Origin of the sequence: Bacillus arachidis, assembly GCF_030285945.1 — a bacterium.
GTDB classification, from domain to species: domain Bacteria; phylum Bacillota; class Bacilli; order Bacillales; family Bacillaceae_G; genus Bacillus_A; species Bacillus_A arachidis.
In genome coordinates this window covers 3,865,604-3,881,196 of sequence record NZ_CP127376.1, presented here as the reverse complement: position 1 = coordinate 3,881,196, position 15,593 = coordinate 3,865,604, and the positions used below count along the sequence as shown (strand labels likewise).

The 15,593-nt window shown below is 37.4% G+C and carries 16 protein-coding genes; 15 read left to right on the top strand and 1 reads right to left on the bottom strand.

Going from position 1 to position 15,593, the window contains the following annotated elements:
* Positions 1-12: 12 nt before the first annotated feature.
* The 5 genes from mnmA to QRY57_RS21660 all read left to right on the top strand — a co-directional run bounded on the left by mnmA (position 13) and on the right by QRY57_RS21660 (position 4,815).
* Positions 13-1,128: a tRNA 2-thiouridine(34) synthase MnmA gene (gene mnmA, locus QRY57_RS21680; protein ID WP_208018213.1), complete on the top strand. Its 1,116-nt coding sequence runs from the start codon at positions 13-15 to the stop codon at positions 1,126-1,128.
* Positions 1,129-1,238: 110 nt separating this feature from the next.
* Positions 1,239-1,898, top strand: a complete 660-nt coding sequence (locus tag QRY57_RS21675) for a tetratricopeptide repeat protein (protein ID WP_026593471.1) — start codon at positions 1,239-1,241, stop codon at positions 1,896-1,898.
* 103 nt (positions 1,899-2,001) lie between these two features.
* Positions 2,002-4,338 (top strand): SF1B family DNA helicase RecD2, encoded by a 2,337-nt coding sequence (recD2, locus tag QRY57_RS21670; protein ID WP_286016062.1) that lies wholly within the window; start codon positions 2,002-2,004, stop codon positions 4,336-4,338.
* A gap of 141 nt (positions 4,339-4,479) precedes the next feature.
* Positions 4,480-4,668 carry a YrzR-like zinc ribbon domain gene (locus QRY57_RS21665; protein ID WP_000490499.1) on the top strand — a complete coding sequence of 63 codons (189 nt, stop codon included), beginning with the start codon at positions 4,480-4,482 and terminating at the stop codon, positions 4,666-4,668.
* A gap of 18 nt (positions 4,669-4,686) precedes the next feature.
* Positions 4,687-4,815: a YrzQ family protein gene (locus QRY57_RS21660; protein WP_001102898.1), complete on the top strand. Its 129-nt coding sequence runs from the start codon at positions 4,687-4,689 to the stop codon at positions 4,813-4,815.
* 46 nt (positions 4,816-4,861) lie between these two features.
* On the opposite strand, the gene QRY57_RS21655 is transcribed toward QRY57_RS21660, so the two are convergent.
* The gene (locus tag QRY57_RS21655; protein ID WP_208018124.1) at positions 4,862-5,074 is read right to left on the bottom strand and encodes a hypothetical protein; all 213 of its coding nucleotides are present in this window, start codon (positions 5,072-5,074) and stop codon (positions 4,862-4,864) included.
* 184 nt (positions 5,075-5,258) lie between these two features.
* Between QRY57_RS21655 and QRY57_RS21650 the strand changes: the two genes are divergently transcribed.
* From QRY57_RS21650 to udk, 10 genes are all read left to right on the top strand, one after another.
* Positions 5,259-6,317, top strand: a complete 1,059-nt coding sequence (locus QRY57_RS21650; RefSeq protein WP_026593468.1) for an AI-2E family transporter — start codon at positions 5,259-5,261, stop codon at positions 6,315-6,317.
* 478 nt (positions 6,318-6,795) lie between these two features.
* A complete protein-coding gene (alaS, locus tag QRY57_RS21645; protein ID WP_090687603.1) occupies positions 6,796-9,438 on the top strand; it encodes an alanine--tRNA ligase in 2,643 nt (880 codons plus the stop codon).
* A 78-nt stretch (positions 9,439-9,516) separates the two neighbouring features.
* Positions 9,517-9,783 carry an IreB family regulatory phosphoprotein gene (locus QRY57_RS21640; RefSeq protein WP_000348589.1) on the top strand — a complete coding sequence of 89 codons (267 nt, stop codon included), beginning with the start codon at positions 9,517-9,519 and terminating at the stop codon, positions 9,781-9,783.
* A 3-nt stretch (positions 9,784-9,786) separates the two neighbouring features.
* Complete coding sequence (ruvX, locus tag QRY57_RS21635) at positions 9,787-10,200, top strand: Holliday junction resolvase RuvX (RefSeq protein WP_026593466.1); 414 nt, start codon at positions 9,787-9,789, stop codon at positions 10,198-10,200.
* Positions 10,201-10,212: 12 nt separating this feature from the next.
* Positions 10,213-10,497, top strand: a complete 285-nt coding sequence (locus tag QRY57_RS21630) for a DUF1292 domain-containing protein (protein WP_026593465.1) — start codon at positions 10,213-10,215, stop codon at positions 10,495-10,497.
* A gap of 224 nt (positions 10,498-10,721) precedes the next feature.
* On the top strand, positions 10,722-11,792 hold the full coding sequence (gene mltG / locus QRY57_RS21625) for an endolytic transglycosylase MltG (protein ID WP_026593464.1): 1,071 nt from the start codon (positions 10,722-10,724) through the stop codon (positions 11,790-11,792).
* 215 nt (positions 11,793-12,007) lie between these two features.
* Positions 12,008-12,649, top strand: a complete 642-nt coding sequence (locus QRY57_RS21620) for an O-methyltransferase (protein ID WP_208018125.1) — start codon at positions 12,008-12,010, stop codon at positions 12,647-12,649.
* Between the two features lie 7 nt (positions 12,650-12,656).
* The gene (locus QRY57_RS21615) at positions 12,657-13,586 is read left to right on the top strand and encodes a peptidase U32 family protein (RefSeq protein WP_026593462.1); all 930 of its coding nucleotides are present in this window, start codon (positions 12,657-12,659) and stop codon (positions 13,584-13,586) included.
* A gap of 18 nt (positions 13,587-13,604) precedes the next feature.
* Positions 13,605-14,885, top strand: coding sequence for a peptidase U32 family protein (locus QRY57_RS21610; protein WP_026593461.1), 1,281 nt, complete (start codon positions 13,605-13,607; stop codon positions 14,883-14,885).
* A gap of 17 nt (positions 14,886-14,902) precedes the next feature.
* A complete protein-coding gene (gene udk, locus QRY57_RS21605) occupies positions 14,903-15,541 on the top strand; it encodes a uridine kinase (RefSeq protein WP_003200515.1) in 639 nt (212 codons plus the stop codon).
* Positions 15,542-15,593: the final 52 nt, after the last annotated feature.

Here is a 15,593-nt window from a genome sequence, read left to right as displayed (position 1 = left end):
GGAGGTGACATGATGAACAAACTACCTCACGAAACACGTGTTGTCATCGGAATGTCCGGTGGCGTTGATTCATCAGTAGCAGCGATGTTATTAAAAAAGCAGGGCTATGATGTAATCGGAATTTTTATGAAAAACTGGGATGATACAGACGAGAATGGTGTCTGTACAGCAACGGAAGATTATAACGATGTAATTGAAGTGTGCAATCAAATTGGCATCCCATATTATGCAGTAAACTTTGAAAAGCAATATTGGGATAAAGTATTTACGTATTTTTTAGATGAGTACCGAGCTGGTCGTACGCCAAACCCAGATGTAATGTGTAATAAAGAAATTAAGTTTAAAGCCTTTTTAGAGCATGCAATCGCGCTTGGTGCGGATTATGTAGCAACAGGTCATTATGCACGTGTTGCTTATATCGATGGCGAATATAAAATGCTCCGCGGTGTTGATGATAATAAGGATCAAACATATTTCTTAAATCAATTAAGCCAAGAGCAACTATCAAAAACAATGTTCCCATTAGGCGAATTAAAGAAACCACAAATTCGTGAAATGGCGAAGGAAGCTGGTTTAGCAACAGCGACGAAAAAAGATAGTACAGGTATTTGCTTTATCGGTGAACGTAACTTTAAAGATTTCTTAAGCAACTACTTACCAGCTCAGCCAGGTGTGATGCAAACATTATCTGGCGAAGTAAAAGGGAAACATGACGGTTTAATGTACTATACAATTGGACAACGTCATGGCCTTGGTATTGGTGGTAATGGTGATCCTTGGTTCGCTGTTGGAAAAAACTTAAAAGAAAACATTTTATACGTTGATCAAGGATTCCACAATGAACTTTTATACGGAGATGAAGTTATTGCTACAAATGTAAGCTGGGTAAGCAATAGGGCGAAAGAGAAAGAATTTACATGCACAGCGAAGTTTCGTTATCGTCAAGAAGATAACAAGGTAACGGTTCAAATTGTTGATGAGAATACCGTTCGTATCCTTTGCGATGAACCAATTCGTGCCATTACGCCCGGGCAAGCAGTTGTTTTCTATGATGGAGATGAATGTTTAGGCGGCGCGACGATTGATGAAGTATATCATAGTGGCAAGAAATTAGATTATTTAGGGTAAAAATGAGAGCCTCTGCCGATTCGCGGTCAGAGGTTTCTTTTTTAAAGAGCGAATTTTTGTTCGCTCGGAAAATAGATTCTTTGTTATAATTTGTTGTAGAGGTGAGGAACATGTCAAATAAGCTTGAAACAGGCATTCAATATATGCAAGAAGGAAACTGGGAAGAAGCAGCTAAAAACTTTACAGAGGCAATTGAAGAAAATCCGAAAGATGCGCTTGGATACATTAATTTCGCGAATTTATTAGATGTGTTAGGCGATAGCGAGCGTGCAATTTTATTTTATAAACGCGCGTTAGAATTAGATGAAAAATCAGCTGCCGCCTATTATGGACTCGGAAACATATATTATGGACAAGAACAATTTTCAGAAGCAAAAGTTGCTTTTGAACAAGCTATGCAAGCTGGGTTACAATCAGCTGATGTAACATTTATGCTTGGGATTACACATGTACAGCTTGGAAATGATCTTCTTGCACTGCCGTTTTTACAAAGAGCAGCTGAACTTGATGAGTCAGATGTAGAAGCAGTATTCCAATGCGGATTATGCTTTGCACGACTAGAGCATATTCAAAACGCAAAACCTTATTTTGAAAAGGTATTACAAATGGACGAAGAGCATGCAGATGCGTATTATAATTTAGGTGTTGCTTACGTATTTGAAGAAAATAATGAGAAAGCACTTGCCTTATTTAAGAAGGCGACTGAAATTCAGCCAGATCACTTTTTAGCAGGGAATGGTATTCGTTTATTAGAGCAAGAAGGCGAATAAAAATTAGATTTTAACGTGCAGTTACCCCTCATCTGATTGTGAAGGAGAAAGGTGGGGGCTGTACTGCTCGTTAGAGTGAGAAAAACCGGAAAGGAGAGGCGATATGGGAAATCAACATGCAATGGATTTGTTTGAGGAAGAGCAAAAATTTATAAAAGCACAAGTTCTTCATACCATTTTCCACAACGAAGAAAACCTCTATTCCGTTGTCAGTATGAAAATCATTGAAACAAATGAAACATATGACGAAAAAAGAGTGATGATCAACGGTCACTTTCCCCGTATGCATGAAGACGAAGTATTTACATTAACAGGGCATTTTAAAGACCATCCAAAGTACGGAAAGCAATATTTAGTTGAAACATTTAAAAAAGAGTTACCCCAAACCAAAACAGGTATGGTGCAATATTTAGCAAGTGATTTATTTAAAGGAATTGGGAAGAGAACAGCAGAAAAGATTGTTGATTATCTTGGGGAACATGCAATTTCTAAAATTATGGACGACCCTGCTGCATTAGAAGGTGTTGTAAATAAGCAGAAAGCACAAGAGATTTATGACACAATTATTGAACACCAGGGTCTTGAAAAAGTCATGAGCTTTTTAAATGGTTATGGTTTTGGAACGAAGCTCTCGATTAAGATTTATCAGCAGTATAAAGAAATGACGCTTGAGGTAATTCGGAACAATCCGTATCAACTGATTGAGGAAGTAGATGGTATAGGATTCGGAAGAGCGGATGATATAGGACGAGCGCTTGGTATGTCAGGGAATCATAATGACCGTGTACGTGCCGGATGTTTCTATACACTAGAGAATGTTTCACTGCAAGATGGGCATGTATTTATGGAAAAAGGTCAACTTGTTCGAGAAACAATGTCACTTTTAAATAAGCAAGAAAGCGCTGTGGCAGAAGAAGATGTAGTGCAGTGTGTTGAAATGATGCAAGGAGAAGGGAAAGTCATTATCGAAGACGAGCGTATTTATTTGGCATCTCTGTTTTATTCTGAAAAGGGCGTTGTCAAATCAATTCGCCGTCTCATGAATCAAGAAGAGACACCTTCGTTTCCTGAAGCAGAAGTACTATTAACGTTAGGGAAAATTGAAGAGCAGCTAAAAGTACAGTATGCGCCGTTTCAACAAGAGGCCATCCAAACTGCTCTTCATAAGCCGATGATGCTATTAACAGGTGGACCGGGCACAGGGAAGACAACTGTAATTAAAGGAATCGTCGAAATGTACGCTTCCTTGCATGGTTTATCATTAAATCCGAAAGATTATAGTGATGATAATCCGTTTCCGATTTTGTTAACAGCTCCGACAGGCCGCGCTGCGAAGCGAATGAGTGAGTCGACAGGACTTCCTGCTTGTACAATTCATCGTTTACTTGGATGGACGCCAGAAGGATCTTTCCAGCGTAATGAAACGGATCCGGTGCAAGGGAAGTTACTTATTATCGATGAATTTTCAATGGTTGATATTTGGCTTGCAAATCAACTATTTAAATCATTACCAACAAATATTCAAGTCATTATTGTAGGTGATGAAGATCAATTGCCATCTGTAGGGCCAGGGCAAGTATTGAAGGATTTATTAGATGCTGGGGCGATTCCGACAGTGAAGTTAACAGAGATTTACCGTCAAGCAGAAGGGTCATCCGTTATTCAGCTTGCCCATGCAATAAAAAATGGAACGCTTCCACCAGACTTAGCACAAAATAAAAAAGATCGTTCGTTTATTGGTTGCTCAGGTACTCAAATTGTTGAGGTTGTAAAGCAAGTATGTGAAAACGCAAAAGCGAAAGGATTTAGTGCAAGAGATGTACAAGTATTAGCACCTATGTACCGCGGGCCGGCAGGGATTAATGTGTTAAATGAAGCGCTGCAAGAGGTCTTTAATCCAAAAAAAGAAAAGAGTAGAGAAATTGCTTATGGTGATGTTGTGTACCGTGTCGGTGATAAAGTGCTGCAGCTCGTAAATCAACCAGAAAGTCAGGTGTTTAATGGTGATATTGGAGAGATTGTTTCTGTCTTTTATGCAAAGGAGAATGTCGAGAAACAAGATATGATTGTTATTTCATTTGACGGGATTGAAGTAACATATATAAAGCCAGATTTAAATCAGATTACGCATGCATATTGTTGTTCAATCCATAAGTCACAGGGAAGTGAATTCCCAATTGTAATTATGCCGATTGTAAAGAGCTATTACCGCATGCTGCGTCGTAATTTAATTTATACAGCTATTACGAGAAGTAAAAAGTTTTTAATTATTTGCGGAGAAGAATCAGCCTTTCAATCAGGTGTGAATCGTCTTGATGATTCAATGCGGCAAACAACATTAGCGGATCGCTTGCAGGAATCAAAAGAGGAAGTACAAATGGTTACAATTGATGGTCAGGAGATGGATGTGGAAAACATTTCACCGTATGATTTTATGTAACAAGGTGAAATTATATAGTGAAACTTTCAATATAGAAAGCGTTATTTTGAAAGTATAAGGCAGTTCTAGTATGTATAAATGAATGCAGTTTGGACATAATGGCGAATAGGATCTGGGAGACTGTAAGGAGATGAAAGCCATATGTTCAGTTGTCCAAATTGCAAAGGAAAAGATATTGGGAAAATAGGTGTCAACCAATTTTATTGCTGGAACTGTTATATTGAATTATCGGTTTCAAAGGGGAAAATCCATACGCATCAAGTAGAGGAAGATGGCTCGCTTAGTTCTCTTGATGATTTATTTGATGAGAATGAACGAACTATCGGATAATCAAAAGGGGGATTTACTTTGAACGTACGCAATTCATTAATCGCATTAGGTATTGGGGCTGCAGCGTATCAATATGCACGTAAACAAGACGTATTTTCCAAACGAAATATGAAAAGAGCGCGTAAAATGATTAAATCATATCTATAATCATTTCTATAAAGTGAAGAACTCCCTTATTCATTAGGGAGTTTTTTCATGTACTTGTATATAAATAAAACAGTCCAATTTCAGAAAAAAGATAAGAAAGCCCGTAACATCCAATACCGAGAACCCCGTAATACCATAGCTGTTTTGCACGTTCCTTTCGCGTTGAACGTGTGAATAATCCCTTCCAAATACCAAATCCAATACAAATCCATTCTAGTATCATAAAAAGTGCTGAAAGGATGAGCATGAACCAAATCATTTTATATCTCCTCCCCTATGTTCGAGCTGACTTAAGAGCTTGTTCGTATTAGGTTAAATATATGTAAGTTTTTAAAAAACAGTATGGCCCGTATGAAATTATTTTAGTCCGGTTATTTTTTTAAAAGTTTTGCACATAACCTTCCCTATTTCTTTTCAAAATAAGGGGAGAGGAGGTTTTTCGCTTGAAGAATCTTAAAATTATTTGGATTTATCGATTAGGGTTATTATTATTAGTGTTTCTATGTTTGCTTGTCTTTTTAAAAATCAAACCATTATGGGCACCGATTATATTCGTATTTAAAGTAGCAATTACACCATTTTTGATTGCTTGTTTTATCGCTTATTTGCTGCATCCCTTAATTGAAAAATTGCATAAAGAGGGAATGCCACGCACACTTGCTATTTTGCTGATTTATATTCTTTTTTTTGGTGGTCTCGGTTATGGGATTTATAAAGGGACACCGATTGTGATTGCGCAGTTACAAGAAGTTAATAAGCAATTCCCGCAGTTTATGAAAATGTATGATTCTTGGATGGACGGTGTGACAGAACAGACAGACAATTTCCCATCATTTATTCATGAGAAAGTAAAGCAGATTTTTATTGGAATTGAAATGAAGATACAAGCGTTATTAAATAAAGTGATGAGTACAGCACGTGGTGTATTAGATTCATTGCTTATCATCTTTTTGATCCCATTTATTGTATTTTACATATTGAAAGATTATGGGGAATTTTATCATATCTTTTGGAAGATGGTTCCGAGTAAATGGCGTAGTACGGGGCAGATGTTGGCGAAGGAGATTGATAAGTCACTTGGAAGTTATATTCGAGGGCAATTATTTGTTTGTTTAGTTTTAGGAGGAGTGTCTGCTCTTTCATTTTGGTTTATTGGTATGAAGTATCCGCTATTATTAGGAATCATTGTTGGAGTTACTGATATAATCCCGTACTTTGGTCCTATTTTAGGGGCGATTCCGACATTGATGATTGCAGCAACGATATCCACAAATCTTTTTATTAAAGCAAGTATTGCACTTGCCGTTTTACAATTTGTTGAAAGTAATATTTTATCTCCGTATATTGTTGGGAAATCGTTACGTATGCACCCGGTTATTATTATGCTCGCATTACTTGTTGGAGGGGAAATAGCTGGAATTGTAGGTCTTCTCATATCAGTTCCTATTTTAGCGGTGATTCGAACAGTCGTTGTTCATATAAAGCCGCTCTGGAAACATTGACAAATGGAAACGGATTCGCTACAATTTTGGCATATAGTATAAACTTACATACGTTTATATCATAAAATGTTATCATATATGATTTGAAATCGATGACGGAACGAGTATGTCACAGTCCATTTTTAGAGAGAAACTTCCATCGGCTGAAAGAAGTTTTAAATGAAGGGTGACAGAACGCTAATCCTGAGAGCAGCTAATCCCTGCCGTCTTGCCACGTTACGGCACCATGAGGTGATGAAATAAATGCATATTACAGTATGCAATCTAGCTTCAGCGTCTAAAAGCTCCGAAATTTCCCAATCTCACGGAAAGACAAAAAACGTCTTTCAGTTCGACTGGTCCAATTTCTTCCGCTTTTAAGCGAGACGCTTCCGCTTTTTATTTCATAATTAGGGTGGTATCGCGAGTTAACTCTCGTCCCTTTTATAGGGACGGGAGTTTTTTGTTTTTATGGAATTTCTTAAAGGAGGAAATATAGATGAAACAATTAACAGGCGCACAAATTCGTCAAATGTTTTTAGACTTTTTTGAGGAAAAAGGGCATGCAATTGAACCAAGTGCATCATTAGTTCCGCATGAGGATCCATCTCTTTTATGGATTAACAGTGGTGTAGCGACATTAAAGAAATACTTTGATGGTCGTGTAATTCCGCAAAATCCACGTATTACGAATGCACAAAAATCAATTCGTACAAATGATATTGAAAACGTTGGGAAAACAGCTCGTCACCATACATTCTTTGAAATGTTAGGAAACTTCTCAATCGGTGACTACTTTAAAGAAGAAGCAATTACATGGGCTTGGGAATTCTTAACAAGCGAAAAATGGATTGGATTCGATAAAGAGTTACTATCTGTTACAATTCATCCAGAAGATGAAGAAGCATTTACAATTTGGAATGAAAAAATGGGTGTTCCGAAAGAGCGCATTATTCGTTTAGAAGAAAACTTCTGGGATATCGGTGAAGGACCAAGTGGACCGAACACAGAAATTTTCTATGACCGCGGAGAAGCTTACGGTAACGATTTTAGTGACCCAGAGTTGTACCCAGGCGGAGAAAACGAGCGCTACTTAGAAGTGTGGAACCTTGTATTCTCTCAATTTAACCATAATCCAGATGGCTCATATACACCACTTCCAAAGAAAAACATCGATACAGGGATGGGTCTAGAGCGTATGACATCTATCGTTCAAGATGTACCTACAAATTTTGATACAGACCTATTTATGCCAATGATTGGGGCAACAGAATCAATCTCTGGTGAGAAGTATCGCGGTGGTGATGTAGAGAAAGATATGGCATTTAAAGTAATTGCTGATCATATCCGTACAGTAACATTTGCTGTTGGTGATGGAGCTCTTCCTTCTAACGAAGGCCGTGGCTATGTATTACGTCGTTTATTACGCCGTGCGGTTCGTTATGCAAAGAAATTAAACATTAACCGTCCATTTATGTATGAATTAGTACCAGTTGTTGGAGAGGTAATGAAAGACTTCTATCCAGAAGTTCTTGAAAAGAAAGATTTCATTGCAAAAGTTGTGAAAAACGAAGAAGAGCGTTTCCATGAAACACTTCATGATGGCGAAGCGATTTTGGCAGAAGTAATTGCAAAAGCGAAAGAAGAGAAAACAACTGTTATTTCTGGAGTAGATGCATTCCGTCTATATGACACATATGGCTTCCCAATTGAATTAACAGAAGAATATGCAGAAGAAGCTGGTATGACAGTTGACCATGCAGGTTTTGAAGCTGAAATGGAAAAACAACGTGAGCGTGCACGTGCTGCTCGTCAAGACGTTGATTCTATGCAAGTTCAGGGCGGTGTGCTTGGAGAAATTAAAGTAGCTAGTGAATTCGTTGGCTATGGTACAGTTGCTACAGAAAGTAATGTTATTGCACTTGTGAAGAACGGCGAGTACACAGATAGCTTACAAGCGGGTGATGAAGGACAATTAATGCTTGATGTAACACCATTCTACGCTGAGAGCGGTGGACAAATTGCAGACCGTGGTTACCTTCTTGCTGACGGTGTGAAAGTTCTTGTAAAAGACGTACAAAAAGCACCAAATGGTCAAAACTTACACAAAATTGTTGTTGAAGAAGGTACATTAACGAAAGAAGCGACTGTAAAAGCTGTTATTGATACGAAAAACCGTAGCAGTGTTGTGAAAAACCATACAGCAACGCATATTTTACACCAAGCATTGAAAGATGTACTTGGAACACATGTTAACCAAGCTGGTTCTCTTGTAACATCAGAACGTTTACGCTTTGACTTCTCTCACTTCGGTCAAGTACAAGCTGACGAATTAGAAAAAATTGAGCGTATCGTAAACGAAAAAATTTGGGAAAGTATTGATGTTGAGATTTCTCAAAAAGCAATCGAAGAAGCAAAAGCAATGGGTGCAATGGCATTATTTGGTGAAAAATACGGAGATGTTGTACGCGTTGTACAAGTAGGTGGTTACAGCTTAGAGCTTTGCGGTGGTTGCCACGTTGATAACACAGCTTCTATTGGTATTTTCAAAATTGTTGCTGAGTCTGGTATCGGTGCAGGAACACGCCGTATTGAGGCTGTAACTGGTAAAGCAGCATACGAATTAATGAACGATCAAGTAGGTTTATTAAAAGAAGCTGCAGGTAAAATGAAAACAAATCCAAAAGATATTTTAACAAGAGTAGATGGTCTATTTGCTGAAGTGAAGCAACTTCAAAAAGAGAATGAATCTCTTGCTGCGAAATTAAGCAACATTGAGGCTGGAAACTTAACAGATTCAGTTCTTACGGTTGATGGAGTGAATGTATTAGCAACAAAAGTGAATGTTGCAGATATGAATAACTTACGTACAATGATGGATGACCTAAAGAATAAACTTGAGTCTGCGGTGGTTGTATTAGCAGCTGTAAGTGATGACAAAGTGAATATCTTAGCAGGTGTAACGAAAGATTTAATCAACCAAGGATACCATGCAGGTAAACTTGTGAAAGAAGTTGCTTCCCGCTGCGGCGGTGGCGGTGGCGGCCGTCCTGATATGGCTCAAGCAGGTGGTAAAAACCCAGCACAAGTAGATGAAGCTTTAGCATTTGTCAAAGAGTACGTTAAATCTGTTTCAAAATAAAGAGAGAGTAGTGTACAATAGTAGGGAGAGGAGAAATTCTTCTCCCTATACTTACTACTTATAAGTGAGGTGCTTAAAATGGACGGTTTTGATAAAACAATGAAGTTTAATTTTCAAGATGAAAAACAGAGTGTCCATGTAAACGATGTACTTTTAACTGTGTATGATGCACTTCAAGAAAAAGGTTATAATCCGATTAACCAAATCGTCGGTTATTTATTAAGTGGAGACCCAGCATACATACCTCGTCATAAAGATGCGCGAAGCATTATCCGCAAGCTAGAACGTGATGAACTGATTGAAGAGCTTGTGAAGTCTTATTTGAAACAACATCGTGAGGAGTAGTATATGCGGATATTAGGTTTAGATGTTGGAACAAAAACAGTCGGCGTTGCGATTAGTGACGAAATGGGCTGGACAGCACAAGGCTTAGAAACGATTAAAATCAATGAAGAACGAGAAATTTTTGGTTTTGATCGGGTTTCTGAGTTAGTAAAACAGTACAATGTGGACAAGATAGTAGTAGGATTGCCGAAAAACATGAATGGTACGATCGGTTCACGTGGCGAAGCATGTCAGCAATATGCTGAAAGCTTGCGTGAACTTCTGCAACTAGAGGTTATACTGTGGGACGAGCGTCTGTCAACAATGGCAGCGGAACGTCTTCTTATTTCGGCTGATGTAAGTCGAAAGAAGCGAAAGCAAGTTATCGATAAGATGGCTGCAGTCGTGATTTTACAAGGATATTTAGATAGTAAATAAGAGGTGACCAAAATGGAAGAAAATCAAATTACAATTGTAGACGAAAAAGGTAACGAGCATTTATGTGAAATTATTTTCACTTTTGATGCTGAAAAATTTGGGAATAAATCATATGTAGTCTTCTCACCAATTGGTGAAGTTGACGAAGATGGAGATCCAATTTACGATGCAATGGCATATGAGCAAAGTGAAGATGAATCAGGTGGAACATTACTTCCAATCGAATCTGAAGAAGAGTGGGAAATGGTACAAGAAATGTTTAACACGCTTGCTGAAGAAGAAGAGGGCGAAGAGTAATTAGTTGAAAAGATGGGCTGTACATGCAGTCCATCTTTTTTTGTATTCTTGTGCAAAATGACAGATTTTTTGTCGAAACTACATAATTGTTTATAGTATAATTAGACAGATTATAGAAAAAATAAATTGCCTGTCTAGAAATGATAGGTGGATTTGTCGCGATTTTGTAGGATGTTGTATAGAGTGTGTACATACGGTCTACAATTGAATAAGGAGGAAGAACTTTGGTAGAGAATCAAGTGAGGAAGAAGCGTAGACGCGCCTTTTTAATAGTAATTATTGCGCTACTTGTGGTCTGTGTGTCCGTCTATGCGTATATTTCATCTGCGTTAAAACCAGTTGATAGCGGGAATAAAAAAGAAATTGAAGTAGAGATTCCCAAAGGCTCATCTACAAGTAAAATTGGAGAGATTTTAGAAGAAAAAGGCGCTATTAAAAATGGTACAGTATTTAGTTTCTATGCAAAAGCTAAATCTAAAAACTTGCAGGCAGGTACATATTTGTTAAATTCGTCAATGAATGTAGATGATGTAATGGAACAAATGTCATCGGGTAATGTCCATCGTTCAGTTGCTTATAAATTGACGATTAAAGAAGGTGCACAAATTGTTGAAATTGCAGATATAATTGCGAAGGAACTGAAATGGAATAAAGATGATGTTGTACGCCAATTAAACGATAAGGCTTTTATCCAAAAAATGCAGCAAAAGTATCCGGTATTATTAACAAATAAAATCTTTGATGGCAATATTAAATATCCGTTAGAAGGTTATTTATATCCAGCGACGTATTCTTACTACAAAAAAGATACAACTTTAGAAGAAATTGTTACAGAAATGCTTGAGAAAACAAATGCACTAATTGTTCAAAATAAGGAGAAAATGAAAGAAAAACAGTTGGACGTTCACCAGCTTTTAACATTATCTTCTTTAATTGAGGAAGAGGCAACTGGATTTACAGATCGTCAAAAAATTTCCAGTGTCTTTTACAATCGTTTAGCTAAGGGAATGCCATTACAAACAGATCCGACGGTATTATATGCACTTGGCAAGCATAAAGAGCGTGTGTTATATGACGATTTAAAGGTAAATTCGCCTTATAATACGTATGTTGTAAAAGGACTTCCGGTTGGACCGATTGCGAATTCTGGTAAGCATTCTATACAGGCAGCGTTAGAGCCTGCCCAAACAGATTATTACTACTTCTTAGCAGCACCAAGCGGCGAAGTGTATTATGCGAAAACGTTAGAAGAACACAATGCATTAAAACAAAAATATATTACACAAAAGAAATGAAAATAGGAGGGAGAGCGAAAAGGGTCGCATATCCCTCTTTTTTATGATAAAATATACCGGGTTAAAAACTGGCAGAAGAATCGTTTTTAATATCAAAACGGGACGTACAAGCTAAGGATGAAGCTGGCTTGTATTTTTATTGCATTCTATGTGTGAAAAGATAGAAATTGACACGTCATAGAGGCACTTCTCCATGTAAATAAGGAGGACCATTTATGGAGGATGCAGTTAACGAGTACCTACTATCATTTATTGATCCAAAAGAGGAACTGATTCTTGAAATGGAACAGTATGCAAGTGAATATCACGTGCCGATTATGGATCGTCTTGGAATGGAGTTTATGTTACAATTTTTACGTTTAATTGGGCCGAAAAGCATATTAGAGCTTGGAACAGCAATTGGTTATTCTAGTATTCGTATGATGCAAGCTATCCCTAATTCTCGTATTGTGACAGTAGAACGAAATAGTGATCGATATGAAAAAGCACTTGAATATATAGAACGTTCTCCTGTAAAAGATCGTATTTCCGTTATTTATGGTGATGCATTAGAAACAGGCGAACAAGTGAAAGAACATGGAACATTTGATGTTATTTTTATTGATGCTGCAAAAGGACAATATCGTCGCTTTTTTGACTTATATGAACCGTTATTAAATCCAGGTGGTGTCATTATTTCAGATAATGTGATGTACCATGGACTTGTAGCGACAAAAGAAAAAATTGAAAATAGACGTACGCGTGGTTTGATTCGTCGTATTAAGACGTACAATGAATGGCTGATGAACCATGAAGGATATGATACAACCATTTTCCCAATTGGTGATGGAGTAGCCGTGAGTAAAAAGAGAGGGTGACAAAGGTATGAAAAAACCTGAATTGTTAGTAACGCCAAGAGCGGTGGCTGATATTGAACCTCTTGCAAAAGCAGGAGCAAGCGCAGTAATGATCGGTGAACAAAAGTTTGGCTTACGTTTAGCGGGAGAGTTTACGCGTGATGATGTGAAACAAGCTGTAAGCATTGCACATGAAAATGGTATGAAAGTATACGTAGCGATGAACGCTATGTTCCATAACGACAAAGTAGAAGAATTAAAAGACTACGTTGCATTTTTGCAAGACGTGCATGTAGATGCCGTTGTTTTTGGAGATCCAGCAGTATTAATGACTGTACGTGAAGTAGCACCAAGCATGCAAATGCACTGGAATACAGAAACGACAGCAACAAACTGGTTCACCTGTAACTATTGGGGCCGAAAAGGTGCCAAACGTGCTGTCCTTGCACGTGAATTAAGTTTAGATGAAATTGTTGAATTAAAGGAAAACGCTGAAGTTGAAGTTGAAGTGCAAATTCATGGCATGACATGCATGTTCCAATCAAAGCGTTCATTAGTAGGAAATTACTTCGAGTATCAAGATCGTAATCTAGAAATTGAAAAGAAAAAACATGAAGAGAATATGTTCTTACATGATCCAGAGCGTAATAATAAATATCCAATTTATGAGGATGAAAATGGTACCCATATTATGAGTCCAAATGATATTTGTTTCATTGATGAGTTAGATGAATTAATCGATGCTGAAATTAATAGCTTGAAAATTGACGGTGTGTTAAAAAGCTCTGAATACATTATCGAAGTAACAAAGAAATATCGTAAAGCTATTGATTTATGTGTAGAAGATCGCGATGCGTATTATGGCGTGAAAGACGATTTATATAAAAAAATAGAAGAAATGCAACCAGTAAATCGTCCGTTAGATACAGGATTCTTCTTTAAAGAAACGGTTTACTAAACGAGGAGGGTGTAGGAAATGACTGTACAAGAAATTTCACGAGTGATCGATGGAAAACGCGTAATTGTGAAAAAACCTGAACTGTTAATCCCTGCGGGTAATTTAGAAAAATTAAAAGTAGCTATTCATTACGGTGCAGATGCTGTATATTTAGGTGGACAAGAATTTGGTCTTCGCTCAAATGCAGGTAACTTTACGCTTGAAGAAATGGCAGAAGGCGTTGAATTTGCAAAAAAATATGGTGCGAAAATATATGTAACAACAAATATCTTTGCACATAATGAAAATATGGATGGGCTAGAAGACTATTTAAGAGGGATTGAAAAAGCTGGCGTAACGGGTATTATCGTTGCAGATCCTCTTATTATTGAGACATGTAAACGTGTAGCACCTTCTGTTGAAGTACATTTAAGTACACAACAATCATTGTCTAACTGGAAAGCGGCGCAGTATTGGAAAGAAGAAGGGTTACATCGTCTTGTATTAGCTCGTGAAGTGGGCTATGAAGAGATGAAAGAAATTAAAGAAAACGTTGATATCGAGATTGAAGCATTCGTCCATGGGGCAATGTGTATTGCATACTCTGGAAGATGCACTTTAAGTAACCATATGACAGCGCGTGACTCAAACCGTGGTGGGTGTTGTCAGTCTTGTCGTTGGGATTATGACTTGGTTCAAACGGTATCACAACATAAGGAGGCAGAAGAACTTCCTTTATTCCAAGAGGGCGATGCTCATTTTGCAATGAGTCCAAAAGATTTAAATCTAATTCTTTCGATTCCAAAAATGATTGAAATTGGAATTGACAGCTTGAAAGTAGAAGGACGCATGAAATCCATTCACTACGTAGCAACAGTAGCAACTGTATACCGCAAAGTAATTGATACGTATTGCGCAGATCCTGATAATTTTGAGTTCAAACAAGAATGGTTAGATGAGCTTGATAAATGTGCAAATCGTGACACAGCTCCTGCATTTTTTGAAGGAGTTCCAGGGCACTTAGAACAAATGTATGGAAATCATAGTAAGAAAACAACGTATGATTTTGCTGGTTTAGTGTTAGATTATAATGAAGAAACAGGCATTGTGACGTTAGAGCAACGTAATTACTTCAAACCAGGTCATGAAGTTGAGTTCTTTGGACCAGAAATAGAAAACTTTACACAAACGGTGGAGAAAATTTGGGATGAGGATGGAAACGAATTAGATGCAGCGAGACATCCGTTGCAAATCGTGAAATTCAAAGTGGATCAACCAGTGTATGTGAATAATATGATGCGCAAAAGCATACATCAATAAGAAAGAGTGATAGTTGAATGGGGACGAATAAGCCGGTTGTAATTGGAATTGCTGGTGGTTCAGGATCAGGTAAGACAAGTGTAACAAAAGCGATTTTTGATCAATTTCAAGGTCATTCCATTTTAATTTTGGAGCAAGATTATTATTACAAAGATCAAAGCCATTTGCCGATGGAAGAGCGTTTAAAAACAAATTACGATCATCCATTAGCATTTGATAATGACTTATTAATTGAGCACTTACATCAGTTGCTTGCATATAAGCCGGTTGAGAAACCCGTATATGATTATACATTGCATACACGCTCAGAAGAGATTATTCCAGTAGAACCAAAAGATGTAATTATTTTAGAGGGGATTCTTATCTTAGAAGACCCACGTCTTTGCGATTTAATGGATATTAAAGTGTTTGTTGATACAGATGCTGATCTTCGTATTTTACGTCGCATGCAACGTGATATTAAAGAGCGTGGCCGTACAATGGACTCTGTTGTTGAGCAGTATGTAAATGTTGTACGTCCAATGCATAACCAATTTATTGAGCCTTCTAAGAAATTTGCGGATATCATTATTCCAGAAGGTGGACAAAACCATGTTGCAATTGATATTATGGTTACAAAAATTGCAACAATTCTTGAACAAAAAGTGAATTTGTAATAGCATAGTAAAAGATATACGATAGGAAGGGATTTTTTCCCTTCTTATCGAA

Excerpts from the sequence above, each read along its gene's own strand:
- alaS (WP_090687603.1), top strand. The coding sequence starts at position 6,796 with ATGAAACAATTAACAGGCGCACAAATTCGTCAAATGTTTTTAGACTTT.
- QRY57_RS21610 (WP_026593461.1), top strand. The coding sequence starts at position 13,605 with ATGACTGTACAAGAAATTTCACGAGTGATCGATGGAAAACGCGTAATT.
- QRY57_RS21675 (WP_026593471.1), top strand. The coding sequence starts at position 1,239 with ATGTCAAATAAGCTTGAAACAGGCATTCAATATATGCAAGAAGGAAAC.
- QRY57_RS21620 (WP_208018125.1), top strand. The coding sequence starts at position 12,008 with ATGGAGGATGCAGTTAACGAGTACCTACTATCATTTATTGATCCAAAA.
- QRY57_RS21655 (WP_208018124.1), bottom strand. The coding sequence starts at position 5,074 with ATGATTTGGTTCATGCTCATCCTTTCAGCACTTTTTATGATACTAGAA.
- QRY57_RS21640 (WP_000348589.1), top strand. The coding sequence starts at position 9,517 with ATGGACGGTTTTGATAAAACAATGAAGTTTAATTTTCAAGATGAAAAA.
- QRY57_RS21615 (WP_026593462.1), top strand. The coding sequence starts at position 12,657 with ATGAAAAAACCTGAATTGTTAGTAACGCCAAGAGCGGTGGCTGATATT.
- QRY57_RS21630 (WP_026593465.1), top strand. The coding sequence starts at position 10,213 with ATGGAAGAAAATCAAATTACAATTGTAGACGAAAAAGGTAACGAGCAT.
- mnmA (WP_208018213.1), top strand. The coding sequence starts at position 13 with ATGAACAAACTACCTCACGAAACACGTGTTGTCATCGGAATGTCCGGT.
- udk (WP_003200515.1), top strand. The coding sequence starts at position 14,903 with ATGGGGACGAATAAGCCGGTTGTAATTGGAATTGCTGGTGGTTCAGGA.
- QRY57_RS21665 (WP_000490499.1), top strand. The coding sequence starts at position 4,480 with ATGTTCAGTTGTCCAAATTGCAAAGGAAAAGATATTGGGAAAATAGGT.
- recD2 (WP_286016062.1), top strand. The coding sequence starts at position 2,002 with ATGGGAAATCAACATGCAATGGATTTGTTTGAGGAAGAGCAAAAATTT.
- ruvX (WP_026593466.1), top strand. The coding sequence starts at position 9,787 with ATGCGGATATTAGGTTTAGATGTTGGAACAAAAACAGTCGGCGTTGCG.